The organism is Rossellomorea oryzaecorticis, from assembly GCF_045897515.1.
In the GTDB taxonomy this organism is placed as follows: domain Bacteria; phylum Bacillota; class Bacilli; order Bacillales; family Bacillaceae_B; genus Rossellomorea; species Rossellomorea enclensis.
On record NZ_JBJOSA010000031.1, the window covers coordinates 1 to 11,842 of the forward strand.

The 11,842-nt window shown below is 45.8% G+C and carries 11 protein-coding genes; 5 read left to right on the forward strand and 6 right to left on the reverse strand.

Annotation, left to right across the window (positions count from 1 at the left end; translation table 11 throughout):
• Positions 1-110: 110 nt before the first annotated feature.
• A complete protein-coding gene (locus ACKA06_RS20380) occupies positions 111-1,280 on the reverse strand; it encodes an aminotransferase (RefSeq protein WP_214871984.1) in 1,170 nt (389 codons plus the stop codon).
• Entirely contained in the window at positions 1,277-1,777 is a 501-nt protein-coding gene (locus tag ACKA06_RS20385) for an Lrp/AsnC family transcriptional regulator (protein WP_411160524.1), read from the reverse strand. Before ACKA06_RS20385 ends, ACKA06_RS20380 begins: the two co-directional genes overlap by 4 nt.
• Before the next feature lie 167 nt (positions 1,778-1,944).
• On the opposite strand from ACKA06_RS20385, the gene ACKA06_RS20390 reads away from it, so the two are divergent.
• Together ACKA06_RS20390 and ACKA06_RS20395 are read left to right on the forward strand one after the other, a co-directional pair.
• Positions 1,945-2,847, forward strand: coding sequence for an alpha/beta fold hydrolase (locus ACKA06_RS20390; RefSeq protein ID WP_081941012.1), 903 nt, complete (start codon positions 1,945-1,947; stop codon positions 2,845-2,847).
• A 222-nt stretch (positions 2,848-3,069) separates the two neighbouring features.
• Positions 3,070-4,239 carry a MalY/PatB family protein gene (locus ACKA06_RS20395; protein ID WP_032086384.1) on the forward strand — a complete coding sequence of 390 codons (1,170 nt, stop codon included), beginning with the start codon at positions 3,070-3,072 and terminating at the stop codon, positions 4,237-4,239.
• An 89-nt stretch (positions 4,240-4,328) separates the two neighbouring features.
• Here the strand turns inward: ACKA06_RS20395 and ACKA06_RS20400 are convergent, their stop codons facing one another.
• The 3 genes from ACKA06_RS20400 to ACKA06_RS20410 form a co-directional block, all read right to left on the reverse strand.
• The gene (locus ACKA06_RS20400; RefSeq protein ID WP_198257903.1) at positions 4,329-4,862 is read right to left on the reverse strand and encodes a superoxide dismutase family protein; all 534 of its coding nucleotides are present in this window, start codon (positions 4,860-4,862) and stop codon (positions 4,329-4,331) included.
• 327 nt (positions 4,863-5,189) lie between these two features.
• On the reverse strand, positions 5,190-5,417 hold the full coding sequence (locus tag ACKA06_RS20405; protein WP_318293572.1) for a hypothetical protein: 228 nt from the start codon (positions 5,415-5,417) through the stop codon (positions 5,190-5,192).
• Between the two features lie 264 nt (positions 5,418-5,681).
• The gene (locus ACKA06_RS20410) at positions 5,682-6,272 is read right to left on the reverse strand and encodes a peptidylprolyl isomerase (RefSeq protein WP_156522540.1); all 591 of its coding nucleotides are present in this window, start codon (positions 6,270-6,272) and stop codon (positions 5,682-5,684) included.
• A 243-nt stretch (positions 6,273-6,515) separates the two neighbouring features.
• Here ACKA06_RS20410 and ACKA06_RS20415 point away from each other — a divergent pair, with 243 nt between their 5' ends.
• Complete coding sequence (locus ACKA06_RS20415; protein WP_032086388.1) at positions 6,516-6,920, forward strand: kinase-associated lipoprotein B; 405 nt, start codon at positions 6,516-6,518, stop codon at positions 6,918-6,920.
• Between the two features lie 54 nt (positions 6,921-6,974).
• Here the strand turns inward: ACKA06_RS20415 and kapD are convergent, their stop codons facing one another.
• Positions 6,975-7,595 carry a 3'-5' exonuclease KapD gene (gene kapD / locus ACKA06_RS20420; RefSeq protein WP_197669317.1) on the reverse strand — a complete coding sequence of 207 codons (621 nt, stop codon included), beginning with the start codon at positions 7,593-7,595 and terminating at the stop codon, positions 6,975-6,977.
• A gap of 275 nt (positions 7,596-7,870) precedes the next feature.
• Between kapD and ACKA06_RS20425 the strand changes: the two genes are divergently transcribed.
• Positions 7,871-9,085 carry an MFS transporter gene (locus tag ACKA06_RS20425; RefSeq protein WP_411160533.1) on the forward strand — a complete coding sequence of 405 codons (1,215 nt, stop codon included), beginning with the start codon at positions 7,871-7,873 and terminating at the stop codon, positions 9,083-9,085.
• A gap of 17 nt (positions 9,086-9,102) precedes the next feature.
• On the forward strand, positions 9,103-10,953 hold the full coding sequence (locus ACKA06_RS20430) for a transglycosylase domain-containing protein (protein WP_411160525.1): 1,851 nt from the start codon (positions 9,103-9,105) through the stop codon (positions 10,951-10,953).
• Positions 10,954-11,842: the final 889 nt, after the last annotated feature.

Below are 11,842 nucleotides of genomic sequence, written 5' to 3' on the forward strand. Positions count from 1 at the left end.
GCTAACCGCTACTACTACCTTCACGGCTCGGGACTTCAACCCTATAGAGTGTGTGCATGCCTGGCACACCGAAAAAACCAGGCACCAAAAAATTGGCACCTGGTTCTCCTTTAACTATGATTCTCAACAAACCTCTTCATCCGCTTCACCGCTTCCTGCAGCTGTTCCATCGAAGACGCATAGGAGCACCTGATGTGTCCTTCCCCGCCTTTGCCGAACACATTGCCGGGAACGACTGCCACCTTTTCTTCCATTAAAAGTTTTTCTGCAAATTCTTCTGATGACAGTCCGGTTTTGGCTACTGACGGGAATGCATAAAATGCCCCTCCCGGAAGATGACACCCGAGTCCCATTTCATTCAGGGAATCAACAAAATAATGCCTGCGATGGCGGTAGCTTCGCTTCATTTCAAGCACTTCTTCCATTCCTTTATCAAGCGCCTCGACTGCAGCATATTGTGCAGGGGTCGAAGCACACATCATCGCATACTGATGGATTTTCAACAGCGGGGCAGCAATTTCAACCGGTGCGCAAATAAAACCGAGTCTCCATCCGGTCATTGCAAATCCTTTTGAGAATCCGTTGATGACGATTGACCTGTCCCTCATGCCGGAGAGGGACGCAATTGAAACATGCCCTTCGTCATAGGCAAGCTCTGAATAAATTTCATCAGACAGCACGACAAGGTCATGATGTCGGATGACTTCTGCTATCTCTTCAAGATTTTCCCGTTCCAACACGGTACCTGTCGGATTATTGGGCGAGCACAGAAGAACAGCCTTCGTCCTTTCGGTAATCGCTTCCTCCAGTTCTTCGGCAGTGAGTTTAAATCCATTTTCAGGTTTTGTTTCAACCGTGACGGGTGTTCCGCCTGCGAGCTGCACAAGCGGGACATACGATACGAATCCAGGCTCGACGACCACCACTTCATCACCCGGATCGATGATGGCGCGCATGCTGATATCCAGTGCCTGACTCGCCCCTGTTGTCACAATGATTTCAGTGTTGGGATCATACTCGACTCCATAGCCATTCTTCATATATCCACTTATTTTTTCACGCAGTTCCAGCAGCCCGGCATTCGCCGTATAAGATGTGAAACCCTGCTCCAATGAAAGGATGGCCGCTTCCCTTACCGTCCAGGATGTAATGAAATCCGGTTCCCCCACCCCAAGTGAGATGACACCTTCCATATTGGCTGCCAGATCAAAGAATCGGCGGATGCCTGACGGCTTCAGGTTCTCCACCGCCTTCGCTATATAGGATGTCTTGGTCGTCATGGCGACACCACAATCCGCTTGTCTTCTTGGGCATCACCGAAGATGGTGCCGTCATGCTTATATTTTTTCAGCTGAAAATGAGTCGTGGTGGAAATGACTGAATCCAGCGTAGAGAGTTTCTCTGACACAAATTTCGCTACTTCATTCATGGACCGCCCTTCCACCGTCACCGACAGATCATAGGCACCCGACATGAGATACACGCTTTTAACCTCTTTGTATCGATATATCCTCTGGGCCACTTCATCGAAGCCGACGCCCCGCTTGGGAGTCACCTTGACGTCGATCATCGCGGTTACACCTTCATGCCCCTCGACCTTTGACCAATCCACAATCGAGCTGTATCGGACCAAAATGTTTTCCTTCTCAAGCTTTTCAAGGGTGTTTTCCACTTCTTCAGCTGATACTTGAAGCATCTTTCCCAGACTCTCTGATGAAATTCTGGCGTCCTTCTGTAATATCCTAAGTAAATCAAGCTCCAATCCGCTAAGCTGCATAATGCTCCTCCTTCATATCACCTAAATGGTACCATTATAGCAGAAGCTGCAGAAATAAAAAGGGATCCTGCCGGTTTTTGCTATTCTGAAATCAAATTGTAAAAAGGTGTTAAATAGCTGAAAAAGGGTAAAATACGATAAAACCACTTTCAGGGGAGTGACGAATCATGCAGGAAAACGATTTTGCAAGAACGGTAAATGTGAATGGAGCCCAAGTTTATTATGAATACCACCAGCACCCGACAGCCTCCGAAACCTTCGTTCTTCTACATGGATTTCTATCTTCATCTTTCAGTTTCAGACGGCTGACTCCTCTTTTGAAAGAAACGTATAATGTCGTTTCGATTGATCTACCCCCATTCGGAAGCAGCGACAAATCCAAGCGTTTCATCTATTCCTATGACAATCTTGCCACTACTGTCATTTCACTGCTCGACCACCTTAACGTACGTAATATCCACCTGACCGGACATTCAATGGGTGGACAGATTGCACTGAATGTTATGAAGAAAGAACCTTCGCTCGTCGATAAAGGCATTCTCCTGTGCAGTTCAGGATATCTGAAAAAAATGAAATGGCCCGTCATGATGGCAAGCCGCATTCCTCTTTTCCACCTGTATGTAAAGCTCTGGCTGACCCGTTCCGGGATCCGCAAAAACCTTGAGAATGTCGTTCACAACAGAGATCTCATCGATGATGAAATGATGTTCGGCTATATGAAGCCATTCCTTGAAGATGACATATTTAAAGCACTGACCCGCATGATACGGGACCGGGAAGGAGACCTGTCCATCCGGGAATTGAAGAAAATAGAGACCCCCTGCCTGCTCGTCTGGGGTGAGCATGACAGGGTGGTGCCGCTCTCGACCGGCCACAGGCTTGCGGGGGACCTTCCTCAATCAAAGCTTGTCGTATTGAAGGATACAGGACATCTGGTTCCCGAAGAAAAGCCTGAAGAAGTGCTGGGACATATCCGGCAATTCATCAACTCTGAAGCAGAAGGATACGTAAGACAGGAACGTCAGCAGTTTGAAAAGGGAATCCCCTCTGCCCTCCTGAGTGAAACGTAAAGGGAAGACTTTGCATCTATTATGTTAAATATAGGATCCGCGCCGCTTAGTGCAACATTCAATCATGCGCGGCTCCTTCATAAACTGACAAACAAATCATTTTCAACTTTTCGAATTACATAATAAGATGAAACTAGTATATGTGTGATCCAGAAGCTGCCGGTGATTTGAACCGCTTGAAAGCTTCAGGTGTTTATTAATTTTTCAGCCGGAAAGGGGTTAATGATGTTGAGTGGATTTGAAAAAATAATTGATCGAAAAGGGACCTCCTCCGTCAAATGGGATATGACCAAGACGGTATTCGGAAAAGAAGATGTACTCCCGATGTGGGTGGCGGATATGGATTTCCTTCCCCCTGCAGAGGTGACGGATGCCCTCAAGAACCGATTGGAACATGGAATTTTCGGTTATACCTTTGTTGGGGAAGGACCAGCGGAAGCGATTACCGGGTGGGTCAAGAAGAGGCACGGCTGGGATATACATAAGAACTGGCTGCAGTACAGTCCGGGTGTTGTACCGGCTATCGGAACAATCATTCAGGCATTGACGGAACCCGGTGACAAAGTATTGGTGCAATCCCCTGTCTATACGCCGTTCTTCAACATGACCGAGGAAAACGGCCGCGTCATCGAAAATGCTCCGCTCACCTATGAAAACGGCACATACAGCATTTCATTCGAGGACTTTGAAGAATCATTGAAAAAAGGTGTTAAAGTCTTCCTGCTCTGTAACCCGCACAATCCGAGCGGGCGTGTATGGACACGCGGGGAATTGACCAAGATGGCAGAACTCTGTAAGAAATACAATGTCATTATCGTTTCGGATGAAATACATTCCGATCTCGTTTACAAAGAGCATACCCATATCCCGATTGCATCCCTCGATGAAAGCGATGCGGATAAGACCATCACCCTCATCGCACCAAGCAAAACCTTTAACCTGGCAGGTCTGCAGGCATCAGCCATGATCACACCGAACAAGGACTTCCGAGAAAAAATCGCAGGCGTCCATAAAAAGCAGGGCTTCTTCACCCTGAACACATTCGGTATCACCGGCATGGAAGCCGCCTACCGCCACGGAGAAAAATGGCTTGAAAACATCCTGGATTATTTGGCCGAAAATGCCGCCATCACAAAATCATTTATCGATGAACATCTGCCTGACCTGCACCTTGTTGAACCACAGGGAACCTATCTCCTATGGATCGATTGCAGCAAGCTTGGCCTCACAGACGATGAACTGAAGGAGCGTTTGCTTGAAAAAGGCAGATTGGGGCTCGAATCCGGACCTAAATACGGAAAAGGCGGCGAAGGCTTTGTGAGGATGAACATCGCCTGTCCGCGTGAAATATTGATGGATGGACTGGAAAGACTGCGAAAGGCACTTGGATGATCAACTCTATTACCCCAGTCGGACTGATTTAGTTGCACAGAAAAAAGCCCTCTGCACCGAAACATCGGTCCAGAGGGCTTTTCTTATTTTTACTTCTTCTCTTTTTCCTTCGCGATTTCACCACAGGCGATCCTTGCCCCGGAATCCCCTGCCGGCTGCGTCATACCGTCGTCTTTGTTCTCGGTGATGATCAGGGAGGTGCCGTCTTTCGTAAATAAAGAGGTCTTTCCTTTCGTCATCGTCACGATAGGCGCCATCAGCTTCACCTTCGCAACCCCGTCATCTTCCACGATGATATTCGGCAGATCGCCGGCATGGGCTCCTTCGGGATGAAGCAGGCCGTGCTTTTTATCATCCGGATTGAAATGATTGCCCGCAGTTACGAAATCCGGACGCTTGCACACTCCTTTTTCATGAAAATGGATGCCGTGTTCTCCCGGCGGCAGCCCTTCAAGATCAAGGTCCACTTCCACCCCTTCCGCCACCTCCTGCAGGATCACCTTCCCGAGCGAATCACCCGTTTCATTTTTCATATCGACTTCCATCTTCTTCGGATTTTCAATGGCACATGCCCCGAGAAGCACCGACGCCACGGATATGTATAATAACATATTCTTTTTCATCTCAGATTCCTCCAAATGTACATACTCATTCTCCATTTTTGACTAGTTGGAGGGAAAGTATTCTTACAGGAAGAGGATTTTCAGGGATGGGGTTATAAATGGTTTAGGGAGTTTAGGAGGGATTTATGTTAATCAACGTTTTTGAAAGTTTATCAGCAATTTTTGAAGAGATATCAACGAAAATTTGAATTCACCTGCAAAAACTCAGCCACTTACCGACAATTCTACATATATCGACACAAACTCGAAACTTTGCCCCCGCCCACCACATCCTAACCCCGGCAATAAAAAAACACACCGGCATCACATCCCGGTGTGCTCTAACTGCTATTCAGTTCCCCGATTCTTCTGCCTGATTTCGTCTTCGATTGCTTTCGTCTTAAGCTCTTCCTTCTTTGAAACCTTTTTAATCAAACGGAATGTCAATATTGTTAATATGAAAAAGATCGCCATCCAAATTGCGGCCGGGATATATTCTGTCTTATCTTCCGGAAAGTACAAAAACAAATTCAATACAAATGAAGAAAGCATAACAAGCTCCTTTCGTCTATCCACAAACTCTTTCACCATTATACCAAGATAAAATTGCAGAAACCAATATCATATAAGATTAATTTAACGATTCTATGAACGGCCCACTGTTCGTCAGATGCCGAATAAAACGCAGGCTCCACCACGCTTAGGGGGAATCCGGGCTCCCCCCTCTCCCTATACTGAAACTCCTATCTCCCCAATTCCGACAATTTCCGAGGAAATAAGCGACAACCCGCCATAAAAAATCCCCTTATCCGGATTTCGAATAAGGGGGGTCTTATCAAATTATTTCTCTACAGTGATTTTCTCAATGATCACGTCTTCCTTCGGAGCGTCATTTTCTCCCACTTCGACGTTTGCGATTTTATCGACGACATCCATGCCTTCGATGACTTGACCGAATACCGTATGTTTGAAGTCAAGATGCGGGGTCCCTCCGCGTTCCATATAGGCATCGATGATTTCCTGCGGGAATCCCGCTTCCTTCATCTTCTCTTCGAAACCAGGGTTCATTTCATCGTTCTGGACGATGAAGAACTGGCTTCCATTTGTATCGGGGCCTGCGTTCGCCATTGAAAGTGCTCCGCGGATGTTGAAAAGCTGCTTGGAGAATTCGTCTTCGAAAGACTCTCCCCAGATGCTTTCCCCGCCTGTTCCATTACCATTCGGGTCTCCGCCCTGGATCATGAAATCTTTGATGACCCGGTGGAACTTCAATCCGTCATAGTAGCCGTTCTCGCTGTGGGTGATGAAGTTTTCAACCGTTTTCGGAGCCTGTTCAGGGAATAATTTTATTTTTATATTGCCCATCGATGTCTTCATATCTACTACTTTTTCATTTTCAGCCACTTCTGTTGTCAATTGCGGGTATGTCATTTCTTGATCTCCTCCAGTTTCTTCTCCAGATGTTTTTTCTTCTGTTTCAGCAGGTTTGCTTTTGCTGCTTTCATCTTTCTCTGTTTGTCCACATCCGGCCAGGATTAAACCTATCAGACACAAGGATAATAGTGCCAATCGCTTCATTTATGTACCTCCACATGCTACTTTTATTGTAAGTGCCATCAAAATCACTTTGTGTTCCATTATAATAGACTTAGACAATGAAGAGGAGGGTTTTTTTTGCAAAATTTTGAAATAGGGGATAAAGTCACGGCTTTTTATAAGACAGGAAAATACATCGGTGAGGTGACGGGTGAGCGTCCGGGCGCTTATGTGGTAAGAATCCTTGCCGTACTCAAGCATCCACGGCAAGGTGACTTGCACAATCCGGCCGATGTGGAGGTACCGTTGTTTCATGAAAGGAAGGCACTCGCTCACCGGGAACAGGCCAATATGCCTGAAAAGATGGTGAAGCCTTATGAAGGGGATATCCCGGATTATAATGAGACCCTTCTCACTGCATTCGGCGACCTGAAAAAGCAACTGGAAACTGACGGTTCCCCGCATGCGCTGAAAAGTCTTGAAGCCCTGGCGGGAGTGCAGCGGGAGTACGAATTGATGTATGGATTGACGTTTCAATCTTAAACTCTGAACATACGAAAAAACGTGCCGCATTATATGAGCGGCACGTTTTTTATATTAAGCGAGCTGATTATAAAGCTTGCTCAAATCAATCCGGTCGCCGATGGTGGTCGGTTCGGCTTTATCGAGATATTTTTTATCTTTTTCCACCAGGTTGTAGATATGATGGGTGGTCATCGCGTCATCAAGTGCCTTGTGATGCTTGCCGACCCCTTCCCTTCCATACTCCTGGACAGCTTTCCAAAGCCCTGTTTGATTCTGGTCTCCGAAAAATCGTTTATATTCCATCGATAAATCGACAAATTGGGCTTGAAATGGAAATACGATACCCCACTGGGCGCAATTATCCCTCAGCACTTTCATATCCATATTCCCCCAGGTGACGACTTTTTCAATGCCTTTTGAGTTCAGCTGATTGAAATAATCAATGAGGGTCTGAAAAGAGATACCTCCGTCCACTTCATTTTGCGTGATCGATAAGAATCGTTTGCATCGATTGGTTAGTCTGGGAAAGGCAGATGGTTTTACATAAGTTGAAAACGTATCTGTCACCTTCCCATTCTGAACCACCACAACACCTGTTTCGATGATTTCAGGGAAAAAGCCTTTGGGGACTCTATTTCGTTCAGGCATTGAAAACTCAAAGTCAATGAACACAAGCTGCTTTGCTTTTACCACGTAACTCCCTCCTCAATCTTGTACAGACCCCAATTTTCTTGCTGGTAGATTACTATAGTGTATACGAACGTGTTTATGTCCACTTATACCGCTGTGCCTGTATGACCAGTGAACATAATTCTTATTCTTATATTATATCATGTTCCCCTTGAAAATTATGACTAAATCCTTTCAAACAAACAGAAAAGATTCCATTCAGTGGACTCATGCGGGAATCTTTTATAAAATAGATATTTAGTAATCCGAAATAAATAATAATTGAGAAGGTGTTCATCATTTCAATAGAAAAAAAGAATCTTGTCATCATGGTCACGGCGAATTTCTTAGTGGCTGCCAGCGCCACGATGATCTTGCCTTTTTTGTCCCTGTATATTGAGACATTCGGCGATTATAGTGCTGAATATGTCCAGCAGTGGTCCGGCTTTGTTTTTGGCGTCACGTTTTTGACGGCATTCTTCGTTTCTCCTTTATGGGGAAGATTCGGGGACCGTTACGGTTATAAGCCCATCCTCCTGATCACGGGATATGGGATTGCCGCGTCGATTTTCTTTATGGGCTTTATGGAGTCCGTTCATGGTTTGTTCATTCTGAGGATGCTGATGGGGGCAGTCACCGGGTTCATTCCTACATCGATGGCACTCATCTCTTCACAGACATCCAAGAAAGAAGCAGGCAAAATACTGGGCACCTTGCAGATGGGAACGGTATCCGGCGGTTTGTTCGGTCCTGTCATCGGCGGGATCCTTGCTGATAATGTTGGTTTTTCTTATACCTTTATCTTCACGGCGATTTCAATCACCATTGCGGCCACTGTGGTCCTGTTCGGCATAAACGAACAGAGGGATAAGGAACAGAGGAATAAGCAAAACAAATATTCAAGCAGGCAGGTACTGAGTCACATATTCAGTCACAAACTTCTTGTGACTGTGATCATTCTGTCGCTGCTCATCCAAGTCGCGAATTTCAGCATACAGCCGCTTCTCGCCCTGTATGTAAGTGAACTTACTTCATCTTCAAACCTTGCTTTCTTAGCGGGTCTTGCGTTTTCGGCAACCGGCTTCGGGAACTTCATCGCTACACGTAAATGGGGAAATCTCGGAGACCAGATCGGGTATGAGAAGGTCCTGTCCATCCTGCTCGTGCTTGCCTCCATATTGATCGTGCCGCAGGCGCTTGTGACCGAGCTTTGGCAGCTCGTTTTCCTCCGTTTCTTGTTCGGTATCGCCATCGGCGGCATGATCCCATGTGTCACCGCCTATATACGCCAGGAGGCACCGCTCAGCATGCAGGGGGAAGTCTTGGGCTATAATCAGAGCTTCCGGTTCCTCGGGAATGTGATTGGACCTGCCTTCGGCGGCACAGTTTCCGGATATATTGGAATTTCTTCCGTTTTTTATGTAACTGGTGCTTTATTCTTGGGGGCATTTGGATTATTATGGTGGAGTATAAGACATTCAGAAGTTGACGGTCACGTGAATCAAGATTACTAGAAAAGTAGAGTGGAAGTATGAGAGTGTTTGCAGGATTTCTGACAGTGATTTGTTTTATGGCTTTGTTCTTCACCTCACTGTTCTTTACGACCGAAGAAGTCGCCAAAGTCCAGGGGTTTCAGGATGAACTTGAAGACACCGTGAATACGGATCAGCTGAACCTTAATAAAACAAGTCTTCTGCTGGACAAAGACGGAAATGTATTTTCGGAAGTGAACCGCCCCTTTCGGTTATATGCGGAAGATGAGAAAATCCCCCCTTTTGTAAAAGAGATCCTGGTCGCTTCAGAAGACCAGCACTTTTACGAACATGTCGGCTTCGATGCCGGGGCCATCTTAAGGGCGGTCGTGAAGAATCTGGTCTTCACGCATATTCAGCAGGGAGGAAGCACGATTACCCAGCAGCTTGCGCGAAACCTGTATTTAGGACAGGAAAAGACGTACAACCGTAAGTTGACTGAACTTTTTTATGCGCACGAAATTGAAAGATCCATGTCGAAAGATGAAATTCTTGAGCTGTATCTTAATGTGATTTATTTCAGTAACGGCGTATACGGGATCGAAACGGCGTCACAGTACTATTTTCAAAAAAGTGTCTCTGAATTAAATAAAGCAGAAATGGCATTCCTTGCTTCCATCCCGAATAACCCGGGCAAATACGATCCGGTCGATCATTTCGATCAGACGAAAATCCGTCAGGAACGCCTGCTTGATATTCTTGTGGATGGAAAAAAGCTTTCGAAAGAGGACTCGGACAAGCTGAAGGATGTACCGATCAAGCTCAACATCCGCAAAAAAATCGACCGTTTTCCTGACTATGCCTTTTATGTGGAGGAAGAATTACGGGAGCTGATCTCTCTTCATGAAGGCTATAAAACAAAGATCGAAAAAGCCTCTTCCCCGCAGGAAAAGGAACAGATCATTCAAAAGCTCAATCAACGGGTTGAAAGCGTGATTGCTTCCGGCGTCAGGATCCAGACTGCCCTGGATCCTGCACTTCAGAAGAAAAGCGTCAATGCCTTGAACAACGGTCTGAACCTTGACAAACTCCAGGGAGCCTCCGTCACGATTGATAATGAGACGAGAAGGATCGCTGCATTAACAGGCGGTAAAGAGTATCAAAAATACAATTTCAATCATGCATTTCAAGCATACAGACAGCCCGGTTCTTCCATTAAACCGCTCCTTGTCTATGCTCCGTACCTGGAGAAGACCGGAGCGTCCATTTATGAAAAGGTGAGCGCTGATAATTATTGTATTGGAGAGTATTGCCCAATCAATTATGGCGGTGTACAGGCAGGGACTGTCACGCTGACTCAATCTCTCGCACAGTCCTACAACACCTCCGCTCTCCGCTTGATGGAAAAAGTCGGTGTCAAAGAAGCTTTCAACAAGCTTTCAGCCTTTTCATTCGAACGCCTGAGTGGAAAAGACCGCACGTATGCGGCTGCAATCGGGGGATTCACCAATGGCTTAAGCCCGCTCGAAATGACGGATGCCTACACTTCCTTCATAGATGGAAGCTACACAAGAAGCCATGCGATCGTGAATGTGACGGATGGAAACGGAAAGGTACTTTATAAATGGAAGGACGAATCGAAGCAGGTCTGGTCAAAGGATACCACGAAAAAAATGAGACAGATGCTCGCAGGTGCCGCAGTAAACGGCACAGGAAAGGCAGCATACGTCTCCAAGCCGTATGTCGGCATCAAAACAGGCACCACCAATAATTATCATGATTACTGGGTGCTGGGCCTGACAAGCGACTACACAACCGGCGTCTGGGTCGGCCATGACATCCCCCAGAACATGAGCCGGATCGAACAATTGCGCCCCAGCCATAAGATATGGCAGAATATCATGAAATAACGCCCGGAGAGCATCTTAACGGAGTCTGTTTTCGAGTACAAAAACTTGATTCGCCCGTAAATCAGCAGTCCAATTCGCAACTAAATTGGACTGCTGATTTTTGTTGATATCAAGGTTTTCAATGACCATAGGAATTTAAGCACCCGAATATTCGCACCCCTTTTAGCAAGGTGACAGAAGTTATTGGCAGCGTGTGTATTCGAGTGCTTATTGCTAAGAAAACCAAACAGGATTTTGGATATTTTTGTTAAAATAATAGGGGGGCATATTCAACTAACGGGGCAGTTTTGTTTAATTTAGATTTGGGGGAAAATGATGTTTACTGCTTATATGATCCCATTTTGGCGGAGATTTATTAGCGGAGAAATTCCGTCTAAGGCAGCAGGAGGAGGGTTAAAACGCTGAAATAAGTGGAGAAGTTCCGCTTAACTGCTCAATATTGAACAATATGTAACGGATATTTTAATATAAGCGGAAAAACTCCGGCTATTATTCGTGAAATAGCGGCATTTATCGATTTAAACGGAATTCTTCCGCTAATTTTCAAACGCCAGGGAACCGGCTCTCCTTGTTCAACCTAAGGGCAAAGAATGATGATAAAAAAGCTCCAAGCATAATGGCTCCGTGCTTTTAGACTTGCTAATTTCACTGCTAGAATGTCTACTAATTCAACTGGAATTTACCGTGCGAAAAACACTGCTAATTCAAATTTGCACTTTAAAAACCGAACTCGTTAAAAGCTTCTCCGGGCGCTTTTTTTGAATCAGGATCTGCAATAAAATGCTTGAACTGGCCTATTACAGGTCAATCAAAGTGTCACTGTACCTGTCTCCATGGTCCGCCATGGCCCGATAAAGGAAATTCGACATGAGGGGCATAATTATTGAAT